Origin of the sequence: Pedobacter sp. Leaf194, assembly GCF_001423945.1 — a bacterium.
GTDB lineage: Bacteria > Bacteroidota > Bacteroidia > Sphingobacteriales > Sphingobacteriaceae > Pedobacter.
Window position 1 is genome coordinate 399,106 of sequence record NZ_LMPU01000008.1, and the last position, 26,989, is coordinate 426,094.

Here is a 26,989-nt window from a genome sequence, read left to right on the forward strand (position 1 = left end):
GCTGGTTACCGGCATTTTGTTAATCATATTTACATCCTGATGAAACCAATTTCAATTTGGGCGGCAAATGCCCAGTCAGAACTAAAACAACTCGAACCAGCAGCAGAGATTTCTAAGGCACTCGCCTTATCTGTGTATTTAACAAGTGATACACTTTGGCTGGTAAAAGAATGGCCTAATGGAAAACGCATCGGTTTCCGTACAGCTTTTTCACCCTCAGGCAAAATCAGCATTAAAAAAATTGATCACAAGGAAAATGAGGTCAGGATCATGTTAGCCTGTTCTACCATTATCCATGAAGTAACTGTACACTATGACGATGAAGCACCGTATTTTAGATATACGGTATGCGCAACTCCAAAAATTCCGCTGTTCATTCCCTACTGGCCGAAAGATATCCTTAGTTTCGACGAAAAGGGTAACATTAATCAGGATTGCAAAATCCATACACAGCAACGAGGTACGCGTTCGGGTATATTATTTTTTAACGATTCCGATTCGGGCTCTGTGTTCTATTTTCAAAATCTTACCGCATTAAATCCCTATTGTGAAACGGCAAAATGTAGCGCAGGCGCGACGGTTGGAGGTACATGGCCGGAAATCGGTTTTTCGTTACCAGCAACAACTGAACCTTTAGAAAAGGGTAAAACTTACACTTTCAGCGATGCTTTCATAAGCCTGTCAGACCAGCAACCAGATAACCCGGTTAACATTGCAACCGAATATTTAAACCGGCTTGCAGACATTTACATTAAACTTCCCCGTCCCGAACGTTTTTACCACAACTGGCTTGATACGGTAGAAAATGGGCTTAAAGACCTCACTTACCATAAAGGTTGCTGGACTTTCGCGGGCGGCCACAGTTATTTAAGCGCTTATGTGGCAGATTATAAAACTCCACCAGAGGTGATGGTTCAGCTGGCTGTACTAATGCCAATGCTCGAATACCTCGATTGGAAGGGAGAAAAAAACCACGTGCTGGTGGATGAGCTGCGAGCTGGCCTGGAGGATTTTTACCAGGAAGATATGGGCACCATTGTAAGGTGGTTGCCAGCGGCAGAGAAGAACTTGGATCACTCCGAGGAACAAAAAAAACCAAGGGTGATGGACGCCTGGTACCTTCATCATCCCTTGATGAATCTGGCCCGACTTAGCGAGCGGGGTGATAAAAATGTAAAGGATATCTTATTCAAGTCGGTTGAATACGCTATGAAGGTGGCGAAAAAGTTTAATTATGAGTGGCCGGTATTTTACCAAATGGATACTTTGGATATAATTGAGGCAGAAACTGCTGATGGTGAGGGTGGCGAAAAAGATGTGCCTGGCACGTATGCTGATTTGATGTTAAGGATGTGGAAAATCACGGGTGAGAAAAGGTTTTTTGATGAGGCCAGGAAAGCCGCAGCCAAATTGCAGGGCAAGAGTTTCGAGCTATTTTACCAGGCAAATAACACCGCATTTTCGGCTGGTGCCATGATTAGGCTGTATAAAGAAACTCAGGATAAAACCTTTCTCGAATTAAGCTACGTGTGTTTAGCCGCCCTTTTTGATAACGTTCAGCTTTGGGAATGTGATTATGGCAATGCTAAAAACTTCCCTACGTTTTTCGGGGTTTTTCCACTTAAGGATGCTCCTTACACCGCCGCCTATGAAGAGCAGGAGGTCTATTCCGCACTGCACGATTATATAGATGAAGTGGAAGGTTTAGAAATTCTTCCTTCCATAAGGTTGCTTATAGCAGAGTTTATCAGGCATATGGTTGGCCGTGTGGCATACTATTATCCACCGATGTTAAAGCCAGATATGCTGGCAAAGGAGATTAAAACGGGAGAAATTGATCCAAAGCTTTGGATTGCGCTTGAAGATCTACATGATGGCTGGGAAGAATCGGGGGAAGTTGGACAGGAGGTTTACGGAGCGGGCATTGCATTTGGGGTAATTCCTAACCAATATTTCAGGATTAAAAATGAATCGTTCATTCTTTTTTGCGACTATCCAATTCAGAAATTTCAAAATCGTCAAAAATCTATCTCCTTCAACACCGGCGGTGATAACCGATTGAGCTGCAGAGTAATCATTCTGTTCCAGGAAACTGAAGAAACAGCGCAAAGCCGGTTCGAAGTTTTGGTGAGGAAAGAAAAAGTTTCGCCGGTAAAGAGCAATTCAGACATGCTCGAATACAACATTTCCGGAAATGAAAAGGTTAAAATAAGCTGGTAGTCAGTAAAGGGTAACACACTGATCAGCGGATGACCAGTGTGTTTGAAAATTTTATCAAGCTTTACATTCCTTGCTCATTTACATGGTTAAGGCAACAAACACGGCTCCGGTTTCCTTCTTGTTTTGTGCGGTTTCAAATGCTTTGTTAATTTCATCTAAAGAGAAGGTATGGGTAATCATTTTCTTCGCGTTGATTTTGCCTTTCGCCAAAAGGTCCAGGCAAATGGTCATTTCCGGATAAATTCCCCAGAACCCGTAACTGGCGCTTGGGATTATTGTGATCCCTGATTTCTGTACTTGCTGCCAATCCATCGAAATGGAAACGTCGCCGTTTTCGAAACCACCAACGATGACCACTTTGCCACCAATCCTAGTGAAAGATAGCGCCTGTGGTAATGTTATTGGCATAGAGGGCCCACCTGCACACTCAAATGTAATGTCGGCACCTCTTCCCAGCGTAAATGTTTTTAAACGTGAAAGTGCATCTTCCTGCTCGATATTTACGACTTCATCTGCCCCAAGCGCTGTTGCCATTTCTAGTGCACTGGGCACAACGTCGAACAAAACTACATCTGCACCTGATGCTTTTGCAAGCTGTAACTGAGCCAAACCAATCGGACCACCGCCAATAACGGCCACTTTATTGTTTAGGCTTAGTCCGCTTAACTGCTGCGCATGCAAACTTACTGCAAAAGTGTCGAGAAGCGTTGCTTCCTCATCGCTCACGTTGTCTGGAAGGATGTGAAACTTTGTAGCCGGGCCAATCAGGTATTCTGCAAAAGACCTTGATATTGTTTCCATTCTAACTTTATACAAATTCGGACAAAGGTTATATTGTTGCACGCGGCACCAATCGCAATCACCATCGCCCAATAGCGTTTCTACAACTACTCTATCGCTTGGTTTAACATTTTTTACAGCACTACCAACTTCCACTACCTCTGCGGCGAGCTCATGGCCCATAATCTTACATTCCAGTTCAGGTTCATGTTTCTTCCAATGCCTGAGGTCGGTTCCACAAATTCCGGAGACTTTAATTTTTGCCAGCACCCAGTCTTGCGCTGGTATTTCCACTCTATCTACTTCCTGCACATCGAAAGTTCCATCCGGCTTTTTCAGTGCTGCTTTCATCTTTTTGCTCATGCTATTAATTTTAACGTTAATATTTAATCATTAGGGCTACTACGAGTACTTTCTTCCAGAAACTGCAGGCATGTTGGCGAACTTATTTCAGCTACCACGCCCAAATAAGTCAATTTGCCATTTTCGGGTATAATTTGAAACGAGGTGACCGAATTGCCTTGCTCGTTTGCGGAGAGCAGGTATCTTCCCGAAGGGTCTAATGCCAGACAACGCGGACTTTTACCACCAGAAGGGATTCTTTGTGTCTCCTGGAGCGCACCGCTTTTCTGATCAATTGAAAATATCACAATTTCGTTTACATCGCCGCGGTTGCTTGCGTAGAGATATTTGCCAGCCTGGTCAATTTTTATGTCGCCAGCCTCTGCACCATTTTTTATTTCGCTAATACCTATGTTATACCGGTATAGCCACTTATCCAGGTTTTTTTCCTGAAAAACAAAAAGGTCGCCGGTGAACTCGCAAAGAACGTAAAACCAACTTCCGCCAGGATGGAAAGCCATTTGCCTCGGTCCAACGCCAGCCGGCAGGCTAACGTAGGCGTTTGCTGTAGGTTGAAAAGGCTGAACATCAGCGTTCTCATAATGATAAGTGTAAATCCTGTCGGTGCCTAGGTCTGCAACGAAAAGGGTTTTTTGGTCGGGGGTGAAGATCGAACTGTGAATATGCGGTTGCTCCTGCCGTTCCTGGTAAGCACCAAATCCTTCATATTTGAACAACTGTATGGCCTGCCACAACTTTCCGTTTGTATCAAACGGCAACACCGCCAAAGTGCCACCGTAATTGGCGGTGATGGCAAAATTTCCGTAATCTTGAATAGAAATATGGCATGCACCAGCACCTTCAAAGCTTACCTGACTTAGCAATTCCGGTTTATTTGCATGGCTGATGTTGAAACTTGCCACTTGCGAATGATTGCCTTCTTTACGCTCGCTAACCGCAAACAACAATTGAGAAGACGGACTCAAGGTAATATATGATGGATTTTCGATGCCACCAACTGAGGCTAAAAACTTAATCGTACCATTCTGCTTATTAAAATTATACTGAAATATTGAATCTTGCTCTGCCATGGCATAACTGCCGATAAACAATGCTGTATTTGCCTCGCCGCTCATAAACGTCTGTAAAATTTAGATGATTTGCAAGCGTGGGCGTATTTTTAAGTCTACCACATCGCAGGCTGGAGGTTGGGCAATACAAAAAGCAATTGCCCAGGCGATATCTTCTGCCCGCAACATTTCATGATTTTTTATTTGTTCACGCTTTTCATCGATACTGGCTTCTTGCATATCCGTATCAACAGCTCCAGGCTCAATGAGCGAAAGTTTTATTCCCAGCGGGTTTATTTCCTTTCTAAGCGATTCAGAAAAGCCTTGAATTGCAGATTTTGTAGCTACATACACGGAACTGTTTTCTTCTCTAACATCAGCACTCATCGAACCTACATTGATAATGTGTCCGGATCGCTTTTGCTCAAAACGTGCAATAGATTCCCGACAGCATGCCATGTAGGCTAAGAGATTGGTGTGCAAAATGTACTGCCAGTCTTCATACCCTCCTTCAAGTATGCTTCCATAACCCAGGGCAGCATTATTTATTAAAATATCGAGCCCGCCAAGTTGTTCGTCTGCCGCGGCAAATAATGCGGTGATACCCTCCTTGGAGGATAAATCGACAACTACACCCATGCTATTGGATCGGTTTTTCGCTTCGATGGCCGCCAGGGTTTCATCTACCTGCTCCTGGTGCCGGCCACAAATCATACATTGGGCACCTAAAGAGCCGAGTAGTATTGCCGTAGCCCTTCCAATGCCGGTACTACCGCCGGTAATTAATATTTTTTTGCCTAAAAAAGCACTGCTGAAATACGAATTGAAATCTTCCATAGGTTCTGTCATTAGCTAAATCTTCTCATTAAATTGAATAAACTATAAATCACTTTCTCTTTACCGGCCACAAGTTTTTAAAAGGCTGCCGCTTGTTGCAAAACCCCTTTATACAACTTACCAGCCATGCGAAAATGAATCTGGCCAAATGCCATTCCTTTAAACAACCAGTCTAGAATCGACTTTGTTGACTTGAAAAATACCCATTTGGCAGGGCTAAATACCGAAATTACCTAGCGTAGAAATCGACTCATGCACAGTTCAATGTTCACTGTTTAAGGAAATTTCAAGTATAAATCGATTACCGGGCAGTTTTTTCAGGCTTTACACTTAAGCTACTTTGGTATTATGCGTATAAATGCTCCAGGAAGATTATTACGCAATCAAGACAGGACTTTAACACCTTCATTTCACGTATATAACGGCTAAACCAACCTGCCCAGAGATTGGTTTCAAATGTAGTCGTCACGAAAGAGCACAAAATGCTTCCGAAAAGATCTCAATGAAGGTATGTGAAAGTTGTTGTCGGGGTTGATTTGTTGTGAACGTAAACTAAATAGAAACTAATATGAACAATACTGAAAACGATTCATTTGATAAAGACAAGGATACGAAAAAGGAAAACAGCTCATTAGAACAAGAGCTAATAGAAGCTTTAGCACAGAAAAATGAAGATATCAAAAGCGGTAATACGCCCACTGATAAAGGCGAAGCTGATGAAGATAAAAAATCTGGAAGCTTTGATAAATGGTCTGTATCCTGGCCTTAGTTCTTCGGATTGAAATTATCAAGTTACTTAGCAGTCTGTAAAATGCTATTGTTTAGAAACTGGAACAGTTACTCCGGAAAACTTATTGTTTGAAAGCGTATTATCAAACGGAGCAACATCCTGAAGCACCCGCGACGGATATCTTTTAACATCGAATTTCCCGGTCCAGTTTATGTTCTTGCCATCGCCCTCAAGAATTCCCGTTTGGGCGTTGGTAATTTTGTTATTTGATATCGAACATCCGCTTGCGGCCACATAAAAACCCGTTTCATTTTTACCTGCAGACATGCCATACATTAGGCGAATGGCCGTCTTAATACCTCGGATATCGTTATTTGTAATTTTATGCCCGGTGCCATTCACGCGAATGCCACCCGTTCCACCCCTGAAAACATTGCCAGTAATTAAGCAGTCATGCCCGCCTCTCATAACCAATTCGCCGTCATTATTTTCAAAGTAATTCTTTAAATAAATGTTCTTACTGCTTTTATTACTAATTACCTCATTTTCGGCATTACAGTTAATAAATTTGTTTTTTGAAACGAGGCTAAAGGCTTCCTGGTTGCCAAGCAAAATGGGGTCCTGACCAATCTGGACACATTCTCCACCATTGCCATTTGGCCAGCTCACTTTTGCCTTATTACTGAAAACGTTGTTTTTAATCACCGTGTTCTGTGGAACTGACTTTGCAGTTATTTTAACCTGTAAATCGATGCTGTTAATGTTTGAGCGAAACTCGCAAGTTTCAACCGAGTTATGGGCACCATTACCCGAAATAATTACAAGCGGTAAAAACTGAACCTTGGATTCGTTATCGATGAGAGAACAGTGCTCAACCGAACAATGATTGCTTTCGCTAAGTTCTATAAGCGTTCCGGAATTTCCATCTTCGCGAACGAGTTTATTTTTATCAAACCGGAGGTTTTTAAGCATGATATATGCACCCGTTATTTTGAAAATGCATTGATTTTGAATGCCAGAAAAGATGGTAGCTTGTTCCGCCTCGCCTCTAATTACAATTGGTTTTGATACGGTGCCTTTTGCATCAATGTTTACCGCCCAGTTTTCGTAGGTGCCTTTCAGTATGATAATTTCATCACCCGGCTGAAGTTTTTTTGACACCTGCTCAAACTCAGTAACCGATTTCACCTTGTATGTTGTTCCAAAGCTTGCTACGGAATGCATCACTAAAAGCAAAAAAACTGCAGTTAATATCTTCATAGAGAAATGTTTTTAACGACTGGTAAAGTTATCATTCTAATTAAAAAGCGAAGTAAACTTAAAGGAAGCAGCCCTATTTAAAGGGCTGCTCACTAACAACTAACCCACCCATGTATTTAACAAACATGGTAAGCGCTTTCTACCAGTTACGGTAATTTATCGAGTGCAGGTACATTTTGGTCGTAGCCTGCATAACCTTTGTTTTGATTTATCCGGCCTTCTGTATTGAAGCGCTGTGCACTTGCAGGTACCGGCCATAATACGTGATATGGCGCAATTCTATAGTTTACGCCCTGTAGTGTTGGCACCTGATTTTTATAGAAATCGTTTTTCTCCATAACGCGGTCATACATGAAATTGTTATCAGAAAAAGTTGCCAGACTATAGCTTTTACCATTGTAAGCAGGCTTTCCTGTTTGGGCAAAAATATAGGCAATTCGCGTAAGTTCAGTTTTGCGTGGCTCTTCCCAGTACAATTCGCGGGCACGCTCATCAAGAATTGTCCCGATGGTTATCTGCGAAGCATTGGTTAACAAAGTTGCGTTAGCCCTTGCCCGTACTACGTTTAAATCAGCCATTGCCAGGCCTAAATCGCCTTTCCAATAATAAGCTTCTGCACGTAGCAAATAGGTTTCGGCCAGGCGGAAAACATACCAGTCCGTATTTGTTCCGCGTGGCGGAGTCCAGTATGGGTCGTTTGCCAAGGCATTAGTCGAATTGATGAATACTTTGTAATGTGGCCATCCGAACCAGTGACGAATGGTGTCTAATGCGCCATTTGTAAAACGTTGCTTAATGTTTGCATCAGAATACATTTGCAAAGGCTGGCCATATAAAGCACGGTCGGCGGCATTGGTTGATGTTTTTAACGCAGGGTTGTTGTAAACCAGATCGGTCATATCCATCCACATGCCTTTTGCATGGCGGTAATCGGTATTATCTGTCCAGATGTATTTTGTACTATAAGGCGTTCCGCGATACCTTCCGATTCCGCGGCCGTACATTCTGGTTAAAGGAATTTCTGCAGTAACCGCATCAACTATTGCCGTTGCGCCGGATGGCGTTTTTACATTGGCAAAATGCCAGGCAGGAACAGTATTTCGCATCAGCTGAGAACCCAGCGCCGTAAAGCCGGCGAAGGCTTCCCTGTCTATAACAAGGAACAAAGCTTCACGGTTCGCAGCAATTGCTTTATTATCCATCCGGTGTAAATCCCAGACAACGTTTTTGGTTAAATCTGATGCTGTGCTTCCAAAACGTGCTGTCATCATTCCATACTTTCCGCCATTAATCACGTTGCTTGCAGATGTTATTGCATCGTCGAACTTACCCAGCGCAAGGTTAACCTTGGTTAACAGGTGACTTACTGCACCTTTAGTTACATCTCCTTTATTCCCGCCATCCAAAACCCAGGTTTGAGCAAATTCCAAATCAGTTTTCATTTTGGCAAGAATCACTTCTCTTTTTGTGGAGTAGAAGTCTGCTTTCGGACCATCGACATCTTTCAAAAGCAAAGGCACATCGCCGAACTGGTGTACTAACCTGTAATAATAAAATGCCCGGTAAAAATAAGCTGCACCCAAAATTGCATTTTTCTCTGCATCAGAGGCATAGCTTGGCTTATCGATATTCGAAATAATTGTGTTGGCTTGCCTTACAGCAATGAATTCATTATCCCAATACCAGCCAATTTTGGTAAAGTCATCACTATTCAGGTTGGCATCTGGGGTAATACGTGAAATAAGATCCTGTGCAGGGGTATTTTTATCGGTCGTACCATCAACTGCTACGTCCGAAAAAATTGATTCGGTTAACAACGGGGCAGAATCGCCAAAGAACTCCCTCCTGGTTGCTAGTCCGAGGCCGTTAAGCGCCGCCTTCATTGCGGTTACGCTATTTAGATTTTCCGGAGAATATGCAGACAGCTGCTCCGAATCGAGGTAGGCTTTTTTGCAGCCTGCGCAGCCTAGCATTAAAGCAAAGGCTGATAAAACAATTATATTTTGATTTTTTCTTTTCATGATGCTAAAAAATTAAAGCGTAACGTTAAGGCCTAGTGTATAGTAGCGTGGCGTTGGGCCATTATTTTGTGGGTCCCAGAAAGTCCATTTAGGTGCGTAGTAGCCTGCATTATTTACGTTTGCATATATTTTCGCACTCTTAACACGAAGTTTGGTAAGCAAGTTGGAAGGAACAGAATAGGATACCGCCACCGTATTAAGCCTGATGAATGAATTATCCCAGTAAACATTGTAGCTTGTTCCGCTCGAACCTGAATTTAACCTTGCATAATCATTAATTGGGTTAGCTGGCGACCAGTAAGGAAGCACATAGGAAGTTGAACGTGCAAAGCCGACACTACCCGGTTGGTTTTTAGCCGAATTATATTGCTTTAGCTGCCCCCAGTTTGCAAGTAACTGAAATGAAAAATCGAAGTTTTTGAAAATGTTAAACTCGTTTCGCATGGCGAAAAAGTAACGTGGCGTACGGTAACCTAAAAATTTCTTGTCCGCATCCGAGTAAGCATAATCTCCATCAACATCTTCCAGTTTAAAATCACCTGGTTTAATGGCCGCTTTAGTAAATTTGGCAGCCTCAGCCATTTCATTTTGTTGCCATACGCCCTGAATATTATAATCCCAGATTACGTCGATATCTTTTCCAATAAACCAGCCGTTTCCGGGGTCATCTGTTGGCAAAGCCAGTGCAACAATCTTGTTCCTGTTAAAAGAGAAGTTAAAATTCGTGTTCCAGCGGATGTTTCCATCCACCAGATTTTTGGTATTCAGGTTAAGCTCCCCACCGCGATTATTAATCCGGGCAAGGTTCGAGTAAACTGAAGAGTATCCGCTTACATTCGGCAATGTTTGTCTTACAAGCAAATCGCTCGTTTTTTTGTTGTAAGCATCAACAGAGCCGCTGATTCTATCGTTAAGGATAGAGAAATCCAAACCAACGTTAAGAGCAGTAGTTTCTTCCCATTTCAAATTAGAGTTTGCAAGCTTAGCGCCAATTTGAACAGTATTCACATCAGAAGCAGCGCCACTGCCGTTTACGGTTTGGTATTTTCCACTTGCCAGCTGAGCAAGTGCTGCATAAGGATCTACCGTGCCATTATCCGGATTACGCAAATCCCGGTTACCGTTTATGCCATATGACAGGCGAAGCTTGCCATAACCTAACCATTTTTGGTTTTTCATGAAGCTTTCATCAGTAAACACCCAGGCAAAGGCTGCCGCCGGAAATGTTGCACGCTTAAAGTTCACACCAAAAACGGAATAACCATCTCTACGTACAGAAAGCGTTAAAATATACCTGCTCAATAAGCTGTAATTTAACCTGGCCATCAAGGCATCGCCAGTGTAAACCTTATCTTCACTATTTGTAACTGGTTTTATACCGCTGGAAAGGTTGTGATAGCTAAGCACATCATTTGGTACGAAGCCTTCGTTTGAAGCCTGAGTCCACCAGGTTTGGTATTTCTCGGCGTTGGCAAGTAGCGTTACATCAACATTATGAATGTTGGCGAAAGTTTTATTCCATTTAACAAGATTATCTATCTGCCAGTTGTATCGTGTTTCGTTTGCACGTGTGGCTGAACCACCAGGGGTAACAACATCAGGATTTCTCGACGAACGGTAATCAAAAGTGCGGTAAAAATCGAGACCCGGACTGAAATTTAACTGATAAGTGATACCCAATGGCAATTTCACCCTGCCGTAAAGACTTGCAAAAATAGTGTTTTGCTTATTCATCCTTTCGTTGTAGGTCATGCTCAAAAACGGGTTTCTCGCATTCAATCCACTATCATCTGTCGGAATACGTCTTAATTCGCCATTTGGCAGATATTTATCACCGTAGGGCGATAAGTTAAGAATCTGAGTCCAGTCTGCTTCGGTTGATCCGTCGCCGGTTCTGGCTTCATCTCTATCGGCAAATTGTACGTTCATCCCCAATGTTAACCACTTCGCAGCCTCTCCTTCCAGGTTAATCCGGCCGCGGATGGCTGTATAATCTCCGCCCTGGATAACATTTTGGTTTTTTTGATAATTGAGCGACATATAGTAGGTAATTTCCTGTTTCTTACCGCTAAGCGATAAGGTGTGGTCCTGACGGAAACCAATTCTAAAAATATCATCATACCAGTTTGTTGTTTTGCCGGCCAGGTAATTCGCTTTTTCATTGGCTACAAGACCAAGTCTGTTTAACCACAAATCAACCGGATCACCCGTTTGGCCGTTTAGCCACTGCGTTAAAGTTACGCCTGACGGTAAATTTCTAGGGTCGTTGTACAAATATTCAGGTGTTGTTGCACCACTTCTCAACACATCACCACGCCATGCCAAAAAGCCTTCACCATCGTAAGGGCGCATATTTTTAGCAAGCTGCGCAAGCCCCACATTAGTATTGAAGGTTATCGTAGGCGATTCACCACGCCCCTTTTTGGTGGTTATGGCAATAACGCCGGTTGCTGCTTTTGCACCATAAACTGCAAGCGAACTTGCATCCTTGAGCACATCAATGGCTTCGATATCATTCGGATTAATATCCGCAAGCTGACCATTATAAATGACACCATCGAGCACAATTAACGGTGATGTTCCGGCGCTTAATGTAGATTTTCCGCGAACCAGTAAATCGCCGCCGCCTTTGGCGCTTGAGCTTAAGCCGACTGATAAACCGGGAATATTTCCCTTTAAAACATCGGCAATACTTTGAGGATTCTCATTTTCAAGCTGCGTAGCTTTTACACTGGAAATGGCTCCTGTTGCGTCTCTTTTGGTTGTTGTGCCGTAGCCGATAACAACTACGTCAGTAAGGTTTTTGGATTCTTCCTGCAACGTAACAGAAAGCGTTGTTTTAGAGCCAACCGGAATCTCCTGACTTGCATAACCTACAGCCGAAAAAACCAGTGCTGCATTTTGCGGAACAGCTATGGAAAAACTTCCGTCGCCACCCGTAGATACCGCTGTTCGGGTATCTTTCACTTTAACAGATATGCCCGGAATTCCGATTCCGGATTTGTCTTTAACGGTTCCCCTTACGTTCATCTCCTGAGAAAAACAGAGTGAAAATGTAAAGCAAACCAATGTGATAAGAAACGTAAGTCTTTTTCTCATATTTTGCTTGGTTAAATTTGATTAGTGAATACAAACCTATTCCATTTCTTTTCAAATACCAAATAAAAAATTACGTAAATATCTAATATATAAGTAGTTACGATAATTGTTAATACGTTTCGTAAACAAGCGCTTTATGATAAAAATGCTTCAGCATCCGCTGCAGGCGCTTTCAGTTTTTACAACTAATACGCTTTATAAACAAAAGAAAAATTTAAAAAAAGAGTTTTTGATTCAGCTTGGGTAAGCATACTTATCCCGAAGCCTAATCTAGAACCAAGCGGCTCCACCCTGCTTCACCTGCTTTTTTAAGCTCTTCCTTACGCTCATGAAACAACCTCTGCATCCTGGAGTTATAAGTCCAGCAGGTGCTTTGCCGTATATCCAAAATTTGAGCAAGCTTGTAAGATGAAATCGTTCCCTTTGAACTGTACACTAAAAACAGCATATATAACGCTTTCGTAATTGGGATTCGTCCATTTTGAAATACCGTTCCTGTAATAACTGATTCGTCATAACCACAACGCGTACACCTTCTGCTAAATAAAGTTTGCCCTGCAAGGAAACTCTCGTTATTACACTTTTTACAGCTAAAGCCTTTCTGCCATTTTAGATCTGCAATAAATTTGAAGCAGCTCTCCTTATCGGGATAAATGCGGCTGAATTCCTCAAAATCTGGCACCTTCGCGGTCAGCCTGGCCCTGGTTGCCTTTTCAATATTCAGGTTAAGTTCAAGATTGTCTTTCTTAAGCAGAGAGTTCATCAGTGAGATGTCGATATTTTGCTTTTCAATAATTTCGGCTTTTTGTTTAATTTCCGCTGTGCGCTCTTCTACCATGGCCGTTAACTCATGATTTAATGTTTGCGTAAGTTTTTCATTTATACGCAATTGTTCGATGATACGTTTTTGTGCCGTGGTTTTCTTTTTACGCAGGCTGCGGATGCTGCTCCCAATGGCGAAGGATACAAGTACCATTTCAATTACAAAACAGATGCTTAAACTATAATAAACAAGCGTTCCATAAGGTATCCACTTTAACAGAAGCAATATTTTAACTATAAATCCCGAAAGGAGAAAGCCATAGCCAATAACTAAAAAGAGCGCTGGTTTAAAACCCTTACGGTAAACATAAACGCCAGCGGAAAACACCAACATCAGTGGCAAAAGCTCAATAACCTTTAAATTGAAAAGTCTGGTATCGTAAATACAGGCCAGAAAGAAAAGGGTACGAAGACCGATAAATACAAGAACCGCCCTGTAAAAACCCGGTGCTTTGGATTTTAGATATAAAAAATTTACCGTAAACAGCATTCCAAAAATGCTACTTATAAAAAGGGCAACGCCAAAACCGTAAATGTTTGCCGAAGGATGGTTTGGCCAAAGGTATTGAAAGGCAATTCCATCGTTACACATTTCGTAGAGGCCAATACCCAGGTTATACAAAACATAGAAAAGATATTGCCTGCGCTTTACAGCAAAAAACATTAATAAGTTGTAGAGGCAAAAAACGATAATCATGCCGTAGAAAAGGCCAAAAATAAAATATTCGCTAACCGCGTAACCAACAAACCATTTTAACTCCCGAAGCACAATAATTGCGCTCACTGGGTTGGGCGATTTAACGCGAATGTAATAGGTTAACAAATCGTTTGATTTGTTTTCCAAATCGTAGGTGAAGTTTTTATGGGCGTAAACCCGCTCCGAAAAATTATAATCGGTACCAAAATGTTTTACCTGGTAGCTGTTGAAACCATCGGGAATGTAGAGTTGCAAGTTTGTTATCGACTGATCGAAAAATTCAAGCATCCATTTATTTGACGAAGCAGCATTGTGTCCTATCCTAAACTTGTACCAGTACGCTGAACTCGGATGTTCATTTTTCGGAATCCGGTTGGTGTTGGGCTTAAATTTACCTTGTACCTGACTTGTGAGAATTTCGCCAAAAGTCAATTTTCCGGAAACATCTTCGAGCATGTCGATTTCGTTAAAGGAAAATAGCTGATGTGGAGTGCTATCGTCTATCTTAACCGGAATCTGCGCACCGGCTTGGGCGTAGAAAAAAGAAAGCACTGTAAAAATGAGGAATAAAAGCTTGTTGGGGCTCAAACACCATGCGTATCGAAAACTCATATCACGGAATATTTGGTTTGTTTGAGTCATTATAGCAAAAATATTCGGCAAAATGAACCTCAAAATGTTGGCAAAGCCACAACTAACTTATAAGTCAGTTTCAATCGTTTGAAATTATCTCCTCGATTTTGATATGCTTACTAGGCTTTTAAATTTTGAACCTAAACTTGCTGAACATTTGAACATTTTTACAGATTTCAAATCAAAAAAAAACGGACTGATACAATTGTACCAATCCGTTAATAACCAAATAAGGGCCTAACGAGCAAAGGCCAAAACAAAGTTAAATAGCTGTTGTAAATTTAAGGTTAAACATAGTTCAATGCATGTTAAGCTTTTCCGCTAAACGATATTTACCTCGAACCCGCGATAGCTAAGCATTTCCGCATTATGATTTACTTTTAGGTTTAGTCCGAGGTTTTCGATAATATCCCTGGCCCGCAACATGCTGCCATGCAAATCATAAAGCCCACGTATTTCGATTCCGTAAGACATGAGTTTGAATTTACTCGGTTCAAACTTTAGGATAAACTGTTGCAAATCTGAAGTAGTATTTGTTGTGTTTTGCATATGGTGGTTTTATGCTGCAAAACTGGCAAAGGCATCTTAACTTAAAACAACCTGGAGGTTAAGTTTTCAAGAATTGTTGAAAATGTAAAATCAGTTTTTTTATGCGCTAATAATTGAGCTGTAAGTTATTTACATTAAAGCTTGTTGTATAACCGCCCACCCAGCTGAAAGTTTTGGCCTAACTGCACCATCTCCGATTTGGAGATAAAGTTTGGGTCGTCGAACTGCTTCATCAATATAGCCTTTGGAACGAGCAATTGTCCTGTAGTTGTTTTTATTAGGCAATCATTTTCTTTTTCTGTCGCAGACATGTAATCTCCAATGTTGGGAACAAATTCTTCAAGACGTATCAGGATTTCATAATAGAGATAAAGCGGGAATTTCATGGGACGAAGTTAACTCAACATCAATATAAGATTAAATTATCAATAGGTTAATATTAACCATCAACTTAACCTCTGTTTAACTTTGGATGTGTTGGGTTTTTGACTGTCTCCTTATTGATTATTAACTTGAAACGCCTCTTATTCCATCAAAAAAAGATTACTGCCTTACAAATTTCAAACCGCAGCCTTCAAAACATGGCGGATTTAAGACAAGCGTAGTAGCAGTGACTTTGTAATAATAAGTAATGGGCTTGGAAAGCGTTGTTAATGTAACCTCCAAACGAATAGAATCCAAAACTTTAAAAGTCTGCAACTCGGGCACTGCATCGCCTTCAAACCTTCCGGCTTTATCAAGTGTTAAATATTTAGCAGGTCCTTTCACTTTCTCGTATCGCCCGCTTCCATCACCTGGGTCGTTTAAGGTTTCCGTTAGCCGCCATTTACCATATATCTCACCTGGCCCATCAATGTTTTTTTTGCAGGAAGCGTAAATAATCGTTGAAATCGTTAATAAAATCAAAAGCGCTCTTTTCATGATGTTTTTTATTTAGTTGAACGGTGCGAATTAGCGAAACGCGACACAATTTGAAAAAATTTGATGAACAAAGAAAAATGAGCCTCCGAAAGGTGGAGGCTCATTTGTTGTTTTTCATAGATGGTATTATTTTAATGCAGGCTTGGTAGCGCAAATTATTGGAACGAGGCTTTCATTAATTGTTTTTGTTCATTTCAATAATTGGGTTTACTTTCTACCAGCCTTTGTTTTGCTTCAGGTTCGGGTTTCGTTGTAAATCAGCAAGCGGAATTGGATAGTAGTAGTTTCGGTCGTTCCATTTTCTTGGAATTTCTTTCATCCATGTTAGTTCGCCAGAAGTGCCGTTTTTTAGCAATTGCGAATTTACTGCCGTTCCACTATTCGCTGAAACATCTACGTAAGTTACACCTGCAACTGCAGGGCTTGGCCGCGTGCCCTGATAAAAGGCGACATCTAAAATGCCATCTTCGTTCAAGTCCAACGGGGTAGCAAGTGCCGGAACATAAAAGCCATTCCATTCCTGCTCCATAAGCGGACCACGTTTCCACCTCAATAAATCAGAGAAACGTAAGCCTTCCAAACTCAATTCTATACCCCTTTCCCGTCTGATTTCGAGCAGTGAGGCATCAGAAATCTCTGGAAAGTAGTTAGCTACCAGGTATGGATCAAGCGTTGTAGGCTTAGCGGTTAAACCACCTGTAATACCTGCCCTCGAGCGCAGTGCCCCAATGGTGAGGACCCAATCGGCATCCGTTAATGTACCCAATTCTGCTTTAGCTTCAGCATAGTTTAACAGCACTTCTGCATAACGAAATAATGAAACCGCATTCGTGTTTAAAGCGCCGGCGTCGTAATAGGTATCATCCAGAGCCCACTTAATAGGTTGATAACCCGTAAAAGTATACGAAAAAACCGGCGGTGCAGGAACCTGTTGGCCGCTCGTTATACGTTTGTAATCGCCTAAGCGAATAGTTTGTTTAAGGCGTAAATCACGGTTTTTCACTTCATCTTTAAACAGCATTGTTTTATAGGCAGGGTCATTTGTAAAGGGAGTGCCATCAAGTTTAAGATAGGTGTTGATAAATGTGCGGGTAAAGCTGGCCTTTGCGCCATAAGTTCCACTCGTCCACCACCAGTTGGCTTCGTTAAGCACGCCTAAATTTAAATCGGCTACGGCTGATTGCAGTACTTCGTTTGCCACCGGCGTATTGCTGGTAAAAACCTGGCGATAAGATACACCTGCGCCACCGGCAGTATTTAGTGAGTAACCACCTTTTTTAATGATTTCATCTGCTGCCGTAGCTGCATCATCAAGCCATTTATTTGCAGTGGCGCTAAGGTTCAAATCGGTATGGTATTTTCTAAATGTTCCTTCAAAAAGGCATAATCTTGATTTATAAGCATATGCAACCCATTTGGTAACCGTTGTGCGGCTGGCATCGTTGGTGCTGCTGATGTTTGCACAGGCAAAGTTTATGTCTGCGAGTACAGAATCCATCACAAGCGATCGCGTATCTCGACCCGCGTTTAAAGCAGGATCATCAATATCCAGGGGCTTGCCAATCCATGGCACATCTCCAAACCGCTTTACCTTCTCCATATAAAAATAAGCCCGGAAATACCTTGCAATGCCGAGATAGTTGTTGCGCACTGCAACCGGAACCGCAGGGTCGTTGCAATTTTGAATGAAGTAATTGATGTTTCTCAAATCTCTCCATGTCCAGCCAGAGCTGTTGTTGGCGGCAAAGCCACCATCACGAACAAAATCGGGTACCGCCTTAACAGCAAGGTAATCAGACATGGCATCCTGACTTGTGGAATTCTTCGGCAGGAAATCCATGTTATAAAACGAATTAGTGTAAAGTTTTAATCCGTTCTCGGTTCCAAAAACTGCTTCTTTTGTGGCTGTTGATTCCGGTTTTTGATCGAGTTTTTTACAGGCGGCAAAACCTACGCAAGCCATGCCAAGCCATATATATAATTTTTTCATTTTGATTCTTTTGTCAATATTTTAAAATCCAACGTTTACACCGAAAGAGTAGCTTTTCATCAGCGGATAATTGTATCCGTCGCCATTAGTACTGCCCGAGTTTAAATCCTGATCGGAAGGCACGGCATTTTCCACATCGATTGTATGCTTAACAATTTTGTACATTGGCGAGTAAGTGAATAAATTTTCGCCCGAAAAAAACACCTTTGCGCTTCTCATCCCGATTCGGTTTATCCATTTTGAAGGCAGATTGTAGCCAACCTGGAGGTTTTTCATCCTTACATAAGCAACATTTTGCAGATAACGGGTTTGTGCAACGCCGAGGGTTCTGTTGGTATTGCTTGAAGCTGCCCTTGACATGGTTCTCGGGAAATAAGCATCGGTATTTTGGGGCGTCCACATGTTGCCCAAATGGAAGGTTGGGATGTTGTTGTATGGCCTGTTGTACTGGCCCCAAAACATTTCGGTTTCTGTACTCGGGTACCATTGCTGTTTTCCAACGCCTTGAAAGAACACTGAAAAAGAGAAGTTATGCCAATCTGCACCCAGGTTTACTCCATACAAATACCTTGGAGCCGAGTTTCCAATAATTCTTCTATCGCCTGATTTGCCAACTTTGTTTTCGCCAACGTTAATAAAACCATCACCATTCAGATCTTTCAATTTGATATCACCCGGAAACCATTTTCCTGTTGGTGATGCCCTCATTTGAGGATCCTGCTTTGCATGTGAGGCAATATCAGCATCATCTATAAAAAATCCTTCAGTTTCGTAGCCCCAAATTTCGCCAAGTGTTTGGCCTTCATAGTAATCGCTTAACAACTTATCGGGGTTATTATATTTGTCGATTTTGGTTTTATTATCAGATAAAGTTAGCCTCACATTATACCTGAAAGGTTTTTCAGACTGGCCGATTTTGTCGTTCCAGCTTACGGAAACTTCCCAGCCACGTGTAGTTAAATCTGCATAGTTTCCTTTAGGCACATCGGCGCCGAATACCGCGGGCGGTGTCAATCCGAAGGTAAACATATCCGTTGTTTTACGAACGTAAGCATCGCCGGTAAAGCTTAACCGACCGGAAAGCATGGTTAAATCCAAGCCAAAATTGGTGGTTGTAGAGGTTTCCCAGGTTAAGCCATCGGGTAGCACAGCCGGAATTCGTGTGGTTTGAGGCCTTACGCCGTTCAAAATAACACCTGATTGGTTAATGTTAAAAATTTCCTGAAAGGCGTAAGAAGCAATGTTTCCATTTCCAAGAGAACCGTAAGAGCCTCTTAACTTAAAGTCAGAAATTAATTTATCAGATACGTTCCAAAAAGACTCCTTGTTAATTCTCCAGCCTGCTGAAACAGAGGGGAAGAAGCCATAACGTTGATTTGATGGAAATTTGGAAGATCCGTCATATCTGGCATTAACTTCTAAAAGGTATCTATCTTTGTAAGAGTAATTTAATCTGGAAAAGCCGCCCAAAATTGCCCATTGCTCATAGCCACCGCCGGTACTAATAGACTGTCCGAGTGCCAGGTTTAAATCTTTAGCATCTTCAAAAATGATTCCGTTGCGTTGCACCGCAATTCGGTTGTAGGTAGATTGTTCGTAGTTGTAACCCGCCATCGCTTTCAGGTAATGGTCGTTTCCGAAACGGTTTTCGTACTCAGCGTAGATGTTCGTTGCCAAATATTGGGTTTCACGATTATCAAAAAGCAAGTCATTTGTTGTAGTACCTACATAAGCGGTAACGCCACGGGTGTTACTGTAGGGAACCTGCACACGTTTTTGCTCGATATTGTTATTGGTGTTCCTAAACGTAAAATCGGCATTTACCCTAAATTTATTGTTGAAAAAATTAGTTCGCAGGCCGGTAATGTTTCTAAACACCTGGCGACGAGTATCTATACCGTTTTTGCCGTAGATAAAATCGCCAACCGTGTAAGCCGCAGCGAAAGTTAAAGACCCATCAGGGTTAAAAATCGGCATGGTTGGTTTTCCTTCGTCAGCAATGTTCCGCCAGATGCCACCACCCTCTCCCACATTGATTGGATTGTGGTAGTTCATAACAGAATAATCTGCATTGTTTTCAATACTTAACCATGGAAATACTTGCACAGAACCGCGGGCACGAATGTTTTTCATATCGTAATCATCGCTGTTGTATTTAAATAACCCATCCTGATTAAGATATCTGCCCGACACCAGGAAGGAAACTTTATCGCTTCCTCCACTAACAGAGAGGTTGTTTTCGGTGGCTGCAGTATTTTTCTTATACAACTCTGAATAATAATCTGTGCTGCCGTAATAGGTATACTCGCCGGTAGTTGGGTTTACCTCTATCTGGTTATACGGCTGGCCAGATTCTGCCCTTTTCTTAAATTCATCAAGATAAGCTTGCGAAAACTTCTGGGTTTTATTGGCGTTTTGCGGAAAAGCACCGTCACCGTTTACAAAAGCTTCTGCAAACATTTTTGCCCAGGTGTAACCGTCTGTTACGAAGTCGGGCACCTGTAACGGACTTTTTATTGCATAGTTCGATGAATAAGTTATGTTAGTGCGGCCTTTTTCTGCCTTTTTGGTGGTGATTAAAACCACCCCGAACACGCCTCTTGCGCCATAAATTGCGGCAGATGCAGCATCTTTCAGAATTGTAACACTTTCAACATCGTTAGGGTTTAAAAGCGATGGATCGCCCTCAAAACCATCTATCAAAACGAGCGCATTTCCACCTTGCCCAATTGAAGTTGTACCACGAATGTTGTAGCTTGGCGATTGTGTAGGCTTACCATCAAGCATTTTCAAATTCAGGTTGGGAAGCAAACCCTGAAGTCCTTGCGTAAGGTTTGTTATTGGTCTGTTTTCTAGCCGTTTCGACGTAATCTGGTCTACGGCTCCTGTCGCGTTTTCACGCTTTTGCGTACCGAAGCCTACAACGAGTACTTCGTTAAGACTGCCGGTTTCTCCCTTTAAGGTAACATTCAATGGCGTAATCTCGGCGTTTTTTACAACGATTTTACTTAAAATTACTGTTGTATAGGATATAAAACTGACCTGAACATTGTATGTACCCACCGGAACATCAATCTTAAACGTGCCATCCGGATTGCTCTGAACAATCTTATTTAATTCCCTGATAACAATGCTTGCACCAGGTAAAGGCTCATTTTTTTCATCAACAACTTTTCCGCTGATTGTGCCCGATTGCTGATTATTGATTGGCGACGGTCCATCTTTAGAATTTGCACAGGAGGTAGACGGTATTGCAAGCCCGGCGGTAAAAACTGTGGCTATTAAAGCACATAGCGCAAACTTCCGCGTTAGCAGTAGAGGTTTTTTCATTAGTTAAAATAATTAGTTATCGGTGGTAAACCGTATTAGTTATATTCCTGGGTCCCTTAGAATGGTGCAAACATATCGCCCTTATATGAACATAATATTAACTTACTTTAACCTCTTGAGTAAAATTAAGCCTGATGATTTCCCGGCTGCATCGCAAACCTTACCAACAAATTTATCGTCGCTAACCTTCACAGCTGCAAGAGTTGATATTAAACCTGAACGGGAATTTTTTAGTTCGGGAAAAGAGGCAGATCAAATGGCTATCATTGCCAGATTAGACCGTGCGAATTATGAAGGTTTGGCTTGACATGTATACCTTAACAGGAATTTGCTCCGCCGATAGCGAATAAAAACTTCAGGTAAGCAAAAAAAGCCGTTGTGCCATGGATTTGAAAAAGCGGCAATTGTTATTCAGGATGCGTAAAAATTAACATTACAAAATTTACTGTAAAACGATATCGTTTTTACTGTAGCAAACCTGCGCCTGCGGCTTAACGAGAAACAATGTTGATTTTCCCAGATTTTAAGTTTTTGCCGGTAACGTTTAGAATGATTTCACCGGCTTTTCCATCCGACTGAACAATTACCACAAGCTTACCACTAAACAATTTCATTTTTGGTTTTACGAATGATTCGAGTGAGGTGGCATCACCATTACAAACTGCTTGAAACCTGCCGGCACCTTTAACATCAAATTGCAATTCATCAGTCGCGGTAGGGCAAAGGTTTCCGGCTTTGTCAAGCACCGAAACCGTTACAAATGATAAGTCTTTTCCGTCTCCTGTAAGCTCCTTCCTGTCTGCCTGCAAAACGATTTGATGCGGTTTTCCAGCTGTGGAAACCTGTGCTTCCTGCACTGCCTTTCCATTGCTATCTAAGGCCACAACTTTCAGCGTTCCGGGTTCGTACTTAACATCCATCCACATCAAACGATAGCGGTTTTGTGGCGATGTTTTATCTTTCCTTCTTACACCGAGGCTTTTACCGTTCAAAAAAAGTTCGGCACTTTCATAGCTTGTGTAAACAAAAACCGGTGTGGTCTGCCCTTCCCGTCCTTCCCAGTTCCAATGTGGAAGAATATGCAATGTGGGCGAGGTTTTATTCCATCTGCTTCTATACAGATAATATCGATCTTTTGGTAATCCGGCTAAATCGGAAATCCCAAAGTAAGAGCTCCTTGCTGGCCAGCTGCTGTCATAGGGCGTAGGTTCCCCCAAATAGTCGAAGCCTGTCCAAACAAATTCTCCGATTATCCAGGGCTTGTCATCCTGCATCACAAAATCATCATCGGGCAGGTTAGACCAGCTACAATATTCCATATCGTAAGAAGAAGATTGGAAATCAGCATATTGTTTATCGAAGCCTTTAACTACCGGAAACTTATAAATACCCCTTGAGCTAACTGTTGATGCTGTTTCTGAGCCCAAAATAAATCCCTGCGGAAAGGCCTGATTCGCTTCTTCGTAAAGATGAACCCGATAATTTAATCCCGGTATATCCAGCAAAGCGCCAAAACCAGATTGCATGGTTGCCTTAACCTGATCCATACCCACTGTTACAGGACGTGTAGGGTCTTCACGATGGAAAATTTCCTGCAACCACTTCGCCCTCTTTACCCCTTCCGCACCAAACTGATCTGGAACCTCGTTGCCGGCACTCCACATAACAATGCATGGATGGTTTTTAGTTGCGCTAACCAGGTTTACGATATCTTTTTCAGCGTCGGTATCAAAGTATAAATGATAACCATTTTCTACTTTTGTTTTAGCCCACTCGTCGAAACTTTCTGCAAGGAACATAAAGCCCATTTCATCACACAATTCCAGCTGTTCTGGCGACGGCATATTATGGGAACTGCGGATGGCATCGCAACCCATATCTTTTAAAATAGTTAACTGTCTTCTTAATGCAGCAACATTTATGGCTGTGCCGAGCGGACCAAGATCATGGTGCAAACAAACGCCCTTGAATTTTCTAACTTTGCCATTAAGACTAAAACCGCGACCTGCATCATAACTGATTGACCTGACGCCAAACCTTGTTTTCACTACATCTTTCAGTACGTTGCCCTCATAAACCTTCGAAACTGACGTGTAGAGGTATGGGCTTTCCGGGCTCCAAAGCTTTGGATTTGACAATTGTATATTTTGATCCGCTTCATTTCCGAAAATTGTTTTCGCTGTATCCAAGGCGACCACTCTACCCGCAGCATCCATAATCTGCGTAACTAAACGCAAGTTCGAGCCGGTTAATTTCGTTTTAACATTTACCTTTGCAAATGCCGTGTTAACAACTGGCGTGGTTACTGTAATCCCCCATTGGTCAACACTTTTCTTATCTTTGATAATTACGTGAATGTTCCGGTATAAACCAGCACCGGGATACCATCGAGATGATTGTGGCTTGTTCTGAAGGTGAATGGCCAGTTGATTGCCAGTCTTATTCAGGTGATCCGTTATGTCGATATAGAAATAATTATAACCGTAATTCCATTGGCCAACAAGCTTACCGTTTAAATAAACCTTTGGTTCGCTCATCGCTCCATCAATCTGCAAAAGCACTTCTTGGTTAGCACTGATGGTAGGTAGATTGAGTTTTTTGCGGTACCAACCTTCTCCAATGTATGGTAATGCACCCGTTCTGCCTGTTTTTTCAGTTGGCTTGCTTTCCCCGTTTTGAGTTATTGCAATAACCTGTTTATCAATTTCTTTATCGAAAGGGCCGCTTATGGCCCAATCGTGCGGAACACTGACCGTTTCCCATGAAGCATCATTGAATTTAGTGGTAAATGCATCAACAAAACTTCCTTTGGCAAACTTCCAGTCCTGATCCAGTAAAATTTCCTGCCTTTGTGCAACAGCATTTAAATAACAGCTACAGACGATAACAAAGATGAAAAAGCTTTTTAACCAAGCCATATAAAGTAAATTTTTGAGTGGATGAATGAGCCGGTTTTGCTTTCAAGGTTCAACATTAGGTGCAGAAAACCGGATAACGCAATCCTATCAACTGCAACATTTCTTAAACTGAAAACCGACGGGGTAAAGGTACGTTTAAGCAGGCGATGTTAAAAACCCCGCACCCTTTTAAATTAAATGTGAAGATGAGTGAGGCTTTTTCATGGTTTAATTCAGCGCCGTGAATTGGACGTTGAGGGATTATGCGTGAAGCAGGAATAGTCGCCATAGAATTCGCCTGACTGAAATTGCCTTGAATAACTAGTGTAATATTTAGAAACCGTTCAACTCGAAATCAATTAAAGCCTGAAGGATAAGCCGACGAAATAGCTCTTTTTTGCTTCGTGCTGAAGGCCATAATTCACACCTCCATCTAAAAGCATATCCTTGGCAATTTCATATTGGAGCGCTGCGTTCAAAAAGTTTTTCATGTGCTTTTCTTTAAACTCATAAGTATAATAAGTTTCTACAATGGCTTCCAGTTTTTTACTTAAGTGATTGGACAATGCAACGGTTTGTAAAATTTCATTGTGGTGGCCCATGCCTTCCTCATCCTGAAGCCGGTCGGCTTCTACCTGAAAGCCTAATGTCCACTGTTTGTTAAACTTAACCTGCATAGGAATAATTATTCCACCTTCATATTGGCTCTCGTCATCAGCCCTGGATGTCGGGAATTTCAGATAAGGAAGCAAAGCAATAGCAAATTTCCCGTCGTTATTGCCAATCAGATTTTGCTTTATCCTCAAGGTTATATCGCCAAAACCGTGTTGCTGCTCCATGTTGCCGGCGCCATCAAACTCCTTTTGTAAAACGTAACTCTCTAGCGTTACCTGAATCGCTGTAGAACCTGTAAGCCCGAGTTTCAAATTTGCCTGATTAAAAAAATACTCATCTGTTTTACCGGTTTCTTTACCTTGCCTTTGAAATCTAAAGAGATCGGTTTCTACTTGAAAATGACCCGCATCAACAGTTTGCGGCGTTTCGGTTACATCGGGGCGGTCTGTTTCCATTTCCCTCAAACTATCTTTCGGTACAGCCTTAAATAACGAATAGGCTGGTTTTTTTTGAGCAAATACACCAGCACTACAAAGGCCGAAGAATGTAAGTATTAAAAGAAATTTTTTCATTGATGAGGTAAGTTGTAAACACTTTGAGCGTCAGCACTGTCGTTCTGCTAACTGCCTCAATTTTTTCTGAATTATGCCTGGGCAACGTTCATTTTAAAATAACTATTTTCAGATTATGAAGATAAAAGCGACTAATTATTGACTATCGGTATTTTTAGATTTTCGAATTGACTTATAACCGTCAATGAAGGTATTCATCAAATCTTTGAACGATTTTTTTGATAGTCCCGGCTTAGATTTATCCTGCTGATAGCGCTTTAACTTATCTGCTAATACCTCTTGCGGGTTCAAACTTGTCGACTTGATAAATGGATTCTTCATAACACCTTATTGAACATATACATAACCAGTATAACCGGATTTAGTTTGAGCACACGCAAATTCAACTGCTAAAAATATATAGTAGCCATTATTTGTTGGCCTGGATAGGCATTCACTGCAATAAAAGTAATGGAAATTTCCCGTTTGGATAGGCGTTTTCGATTGCAATTGAAATCGACAAATTGATGAACCGTGTTATAAAAAATAGGGGATCAGCTTATCTGGAGAAATGGAGATGGAGTGTTGTGTTGAACTATAGATAGCTTATGCGCTGGCTTGCACATTTTTAGAACCTGTATTTTTCAACCGGGAAATTCTATCGATGTAAATACTTTTGATTTTACTGCCCGGCGTGGGAATAAGCACGTCGTGTACACTTTCAAGAAACCCGCAGAATATGCCATCAATCATGACTCTGTAAACATCCGGTTTCGACTTTACGCCCTGAACGATAATGATTGTACCGTCCATGTCAATTATTCGTGTATCTGTACCTGTAAAAACATGCATAACTCGCTTATTTTATTGTGTTTACCTATACACCAAAGGTAATTTAAAATCTTTTACAATCCTCAAAAATCAGATAAAAAAATTCAATGTAACCAGATTGTTAAATCAAAATACCATTAGGGATACCTGGTCCCACCCATTGCAACTTCGATGCTTAAAAGTTTAATGATTGTTCGGTCTTTACAGTGTTGAGATAAATATTTTTATTGCGTTATCGAACGAGCTAATGGGCATTATTTAATTTCAATTTACTTAGCTTGCCGCTAACCCCCAATTCCTTAACCAAACTTTATTCCTTTCCACGGGTTGTATTGCAATGCAAAACCTGACCATACAAGAACTTTTTGATAACTTCGAAAGGCTAAACAAAGAAGTTGATGTAATAGAAAAAGAAATATCGGAAATAGAATTTGATGATCATTCTACCAAAGAGTTCATCACCGCTGACCAGGCCGAACAATATCTGCAAGATGCAGCCGCCTTTGAATTAAGACAAAATGAACTTGAAAAGCTAAAGCAGCAAGTTATAGAGGTAGCGGATATACTTTCAGATAAGCTTTGCCGGGTAAACACTAAAGTTAAGCTAATCGACAAAGACGACAACTGCGAAGTATTGGTCTATTGTTCTGAAGGTAGCATCATCGTTGAGGATTGTAAGTCTGAGGAGAAAGAAATTATTGTCGAGTAGTGGGTGATGCTAGTGCAGCCGTTTAGCCACCTTTTCTTCGATTAGTTTCATTTCCGCTTGTACATATTAGACAAAGCCCAGTGTC

General features: G+C 41.6%; 20 protein-coding genes. 4 read left to right on the forward strand and 16 right to left on the reverse strand.

From position 1 onward, the window contains the following. Nucleotides 1–39 precede the first annotated feature (39 nt). The gene (locus ASG14_RS09420; protein ID WP_056870800.1) at nucleotides 40–2,220 is read left to right on the forward strand and encodes a hypothetical protein; all 2,181 of its coding nucleotides are present in this window, start codon (nucleotides 40–42) and stop codon (nucleotides 2,218–2,220) included. A 78-nt stretch (nucleotides 2,221–2,298) separates the two neighbouring features. Here the strand turns inward: ASG14_RS09420 and ASG14_RS09425 are convergent, their stop codons facing one another. From ASG14_RS09425 to ASG14_RS09435, 3 genes are read right to left on the reverse strand one after another with little or no spacing between them, the layout of a single operon-like run. Beyond that, entirely contained in the window at nucleotides 2,299–3,363 is a 1,065-nt protein-coding gene (locus tag ASG14_RS09425) for a zinc-binding dehydrogenase (RefSeq protein WP_056870801.1), read from the reverse strand. A gap of 23 nt (nucleotides 3,364–3,386) precedes the next feature. Then, a complete protein-coding gene (locus ASG14_RS09430; RefSeq protein ID WP_056870802.1) occupies nucleotides 3,387–4,478 on the reverse strand; it encodes a lactonase family protein in 1,092 nt (363 codons plus the stop codon). A gap of 15 nt (nucleotides 4,479–4,493) precedes the next feature. Then, on the reverse strand, nucleotides 4,494–5,261 hold the full coding sequence (locus ASG14_RS09435; RefSeq protein ID WP_200940334.1) for an SDR family oxidoreductase: 768 nt from the start codon (nucleotides 5,259–5,261) through the stop codon (nucleotides 4,494–4,496). A 556-nt stretch (nucleotides 5,262–5,817) separates the two neighbouring features. Between ASG14_RS09435 and ASG14_RS09440 the strand changes: the two genes are divergently transcribed. Continuing rightward, nucleotides 5,818–6,018 (forward strand): hypothetical protein, encoded by a 201-nt coding sequence (locus tag ASG14_RS09440; protein ID WP_056870803.1) that lies wholly within the window; start codon nucleotides 5,818–5,820, stop codon nucleotides 6,016–6,018. 45 nt (nucleotides 6,019–6,063) lie between these two features. On the opposite strand, the gene ASG14_RS09445 is transcribed toward ASG14_RS09440, so the two are convergent. From ASG14_RS09445 to ASG14_RS09485, 9 genes are all read right to left on the reverse strand, one after another. Next, complete coding sequence (locus tag ASG14_RS09445) at nucleotides 6,064–7,239, reverse strand: chondroitinase-B domain-containing protein (protein ID WP_056870804.1); 1,176 nt, start codon at nucleotides 7,237–7,239, stop codon at nucleotides 6,064–6,066. Nucleotides 7,240–7,385: 146 nt separating this feature from the next. Continuing rightward, nucleotides 7,386–9,260, reverse strand: coding sequence for a RagB/SusD family nutrient uptake outer membrane protein (locus tag ASG14_RS09450; RefSeq protein ID WP_056870805.1), 1,875 nt, complete (start codon nucleotides 9,258–9,260; stop codon nucleotides 7,386–7,388). Between the two features lie 12 nt (nucleotides 9,261–9,272). Beyond that, on the reverse strand, nucleotides 9,273–12,359 hold the full coding sequence (locus tag ASG14_RS09455; protein WP_056870806.1) for a SusC/RagA family TonB-linked outer membrane protein: 3,087 nt from the start codon (nucleotides 12,357–12,359) through the stop codon (nucleotides 9,273–9,275). A gap of 265 nt (nucleotides 12,360–12,624) precedes the next feature. Next, nucleotides 12,625–14,490 carry a 7TM diverse intracellular signaling domain-containing protein gene (locus tag ASG14_RS09460; RefSeq protein ID WP_082491492.1) on the reverse strand — a complete coding sequence of 622 codons (1,866 nt, stop codon included), beginning with the start codon at nucleotides 14,488–14,490 and terminating at the stop codon, nucleotides 12,625–12,627. 342 nt (nucleotides 14,491–14,832) lie between these two features. Beyond that, a complete protein-coding gene (locus ASG14_RS09465) occupies nucleotides 14,833–15,060 on the reverse strand; it encodes a hypothetical protein (RefSeq protein WP_056870807.1) in 228 nt (75 codons plus the stop codon). Nucleotides 15,061–15,194: 134 nt separating this feature from the next. Beyond that, a complete protein-coding gene (locus ASG14_RS09470; protein WP_056870808.1) occupies nucleotides 15,195–15,446 on the reverse strand; it encodes a hypothetical protein in 252 nt (83 codons plus the stop codon). Nucleotides 15,447–15,603: 157 nt separating this feature from the next. After that, nucleotides 15,604–15,981 (reverse strand): hypothetical protein, encoded by a 378-nt coding sequence (locus tag ASG14_RS09475; protein WP_056870809.1) that lies wholly within the window; start codon nucleotides 15,979–15,981, stop codon nucleotides 15,604–15,606. A gap of 214 nt (nucleotides 15,982–16,195) precedes the next feature. Beyond that, on the reverse strand, nucleotides 16,196–17,971 hold the full coding sequence (locus tag ASG14_RS09480) for a RagB/SusD family nutrient uptake outer membrane protein (protein ID WP_056870810.1): 1,776 nt from the start codon (nucleotides 17,969–17,971) through the stop codon (nucleotides 16,196–16,198). Nucleotides 17,972–17,992: 21 nt separating this feature from the next. Beyond that, nucleotides 17,993–21,301, reverse strand: coding sequence for a TonB-dependent receptor (locus tag ASG14_RS09485; protein ID WP_082491494.1), 3,309 nt, complete (start codon nucleotides 21,299–21,301; stop codon nucleotides 17,993–17,995). Nucleotides 21,302–21,386: 85 nt separating this feature from the next. Here ASG14_RS09485 and ASG14_RS09490 point away from each other — a divergent pair, with 85 nt between their 5' ends. Next, complete coding sequence (locus ASG14_RS09490) at nucleotides 21,387–21,608, forward strand: hypothetical protein (RefSeq protein ID WP_056870811.1); 222 nt, start codon at nucleotides 21,387–21,389, stop codon at nucleotides 21,606–21,608. A 184-nt stretch (nucleotides 21,609–21,792) separates the two neighbouring features. On the opposite strand, the gene ASG14_RS09495 is transcribed toward ASG14_RS09490, so the two are convergent. The 4 genes from ASG14_RS09495 to ASG14_RS09510 form a co-directional block, all read right to left on the reverse strand. Further along, nucleotides 21,793–24,219: a DUF4982 domain-containing protein gene (locus tag ASG14_RS09495; protein WP_056870812.1), complete on the reverse strand. Its 2,427-nt coding sequence runs from the start codon at nucleotides 24,217–24,219 to the stop codon at nucleotides 21,793–21,795. Between the two features lie 338 nt (nucleotides 24,220–24,557). Next, nucleotides 24,558–25,385, reverse strand: coding sequence for a transporter (locus ASG14_RS09500; protein WP_056870813.1), 828 nt, complete (start codon nucleotides 25,383–25,385; stop codon nucleotides 24,558–24,560). Nucleotides 25,386–25,520: 135 nt separating this feature from the next. Further along, on the reverse strand, nucleotides 25,521–25,706 hold the full coding sequence (locus tag ASG14_RS09505; RefSeq protein ID WP_056870814.1) for a hypothetical protein: 186 nt from the start codon (nucleotides 25,704–25,706) through the stop codon (nucleotides 25,521–25,523). Nucleotides 25,707–25,970: 264 nt separating this feature from the next. Beyond that, entirely contained in the window at nucleotides 25,971–26,216 is a 246-nt protein-coding gene (locus tag ASG14_RS09510; protein ID WP_056870815.1) for a hypothetical protein, read from the reverse strand. Between the two features lie 316 nt (nucleotides 26,217–26,532). Here ASG14_RS09510 and ASG14_RS09515 point away from each other — a divergent pair, with 316 nt between their 5' ends. Beyond that, nucleotides 26,533–26,904, forward strand: a complete 372-nt coding sequence (locus ASG14_RS09515) for a hypothetical protein (protein WP_056870816.1) — start codon at nucleotides 26,533–26,535, stop codon at nucleotides 26,902–26,904. Nucleotides 26,905–26,989: the final 85 nt, after the last annotated feature.

What these genes read in the sequence shown, in the direction of transcription:
- ASG14_RS09420 (WP_056870800.1), top strand. Translation starts at nt 40, where the DNA reads ATGAAACCAATTTCAATTTGGGCGGCAAATGCCCAGTCAGAACTAAAA.
- ASG14_RS09425 (WP_056870801.1), bottom strand. Translation starts at nt 3,363, where the DNA reads ATGAGCAAAAAGATGAAAGCAGCACTGAAAAAGCCGGATGGAACTTTC.
- ASG14_RS09430 (WP_056870802.1), bottom strand. Translation starts at nt 4,478, where the DNA reads ATGAGCGGCGAGGCAAATACAGCATTGTTTATCGGCAGTTATGCCATG.
- ASG14_RS09435 (WP_200940334.1), bottom strand. Translation starts at nt 5,261, where the DNA reads ATGACAGAACCTATGGAAGATTTCAATTCGTATTTCAGCAGTGCTTTT.
- ASG14_RS09440 (WP_056870803.1), top strand. Translation starts at nt 5,818, where the DNA reads ATGAACAATACTGAAAACGATTCATTTGATAAAGACAAGGATACGAAA.
- ASG14_RS09445 (WP_056870804.1), bottom strand. Translation starts at nt 7,239, where the DNA reads ATGAAGATATTAACTGCAGTTTTTTTGCTTTTAGTGATGCATTCCGTA.
- ASG14_RS09450 (WP_056870805.1), bottom strand. Translation starts at nt 9,260, where the DNA reads ATGAAAAGAAAAAATCAAAATATAATTGTTTTATCAGCCTTTGCTTTA.
- ASG14_RS09455 (WP_056870806.1), bottom strand. Translation starts at nt 12,359, where the DNA reads ATGAGAAAAAGACTTACGTTTCTTATCACATTGGTTTGCTTTACATTT.
- ASG14_RS09460 (WP_082491492.1), bottom strand. Translation starts at nt 14,490, where the DNA reads ATGAGTTTTCGATACGCATGGTGTTTGAGCCCCAACAAGCTTTTATTC.
- ASG14_RS09465 (WP_056870807.1), bottom strand. Translation starts at nt 15,060, where the DNA reads ATGCAAAACACAACAAATACTACTTCAGATTTGCAACAGTTTATCCTA.
- ASG14_RS09470 (WP_056870808.1), bottom strand. Translation starts at nt 15,446, where the DNA reads ATGAAATTCCCGCTTTATCTCTATTATGAAATCCTGATACGTCTTGAA.
- ASG14_RS09475 (WP_056870809.1), bottom strand. Translation starts at nt 15,981, where the DNA reads ATGAAAAGAGCGCTTTTGATTTTATTAACGATTTCAACGATTATTTAC.
- ASG14_RS09480 (WP_056870810.1), bottom strand. Translation starts at nt 17,971, where the DNA reads ATGAAAAAATTATATATATGGCTTGGCATGGCTTGCGTAGGTTTTGCC.
- ASG14_RS09485 (WP_082491494.1), bottom strand. Translation starts at nt 21,301, where the DNA reads ATGAAAAAACCTCTACTGCTAACGCGGAAGTTTGCGCTATGTGCTTTA.
- ASG14_RS09490 (WP_056870811.1), top strand. Translation starts at nt 21,387, where the DNA reads ATGAACATAATATTAACTTACTTTAACCTCTTGAGTAAAATTAAGCCT.
- ASG14_RS09495 (WP_056870812.1), bottom strand. Translation starts at nt 24,219, where the DNA reads ATGGCTTGGTTAAAAAGCTTTTTCATCTTTGTTATCGTCTGTAGCTGT.
- ASG14_RS09500 (WP_056870813.1), bottom strand. Translation starts at nt 25,385, where the DNA reads ATGAAAAAATTTCTTTTAATACTTACATTCTTCGGCCTTTGTAGTGCT.
- ASG14_RS09505 (WP_056870814.1), bottom strand. Translation starts at nt 25,706, where the DNA reads ATGAAGAATCCATTTATCAAGTCGACAAGTTTGAACCCGCAAGAGGTA.
- ASG14_RS09510 (WP_056870815.1), bottom strand. Translation starts at nt 26,216, where the DNA reads ATGCATGTTTTTACAGGTACAGATACACGAATAATTGACATGGACGGT.
- ASG14_RS09515 (WP_056870816.1), top strand. Translation starts at nt 26,533, where the DNA reads ATGCAAAACCTGACCATACAAGAACTTTTTGATAACTTCGAAAGGCTA.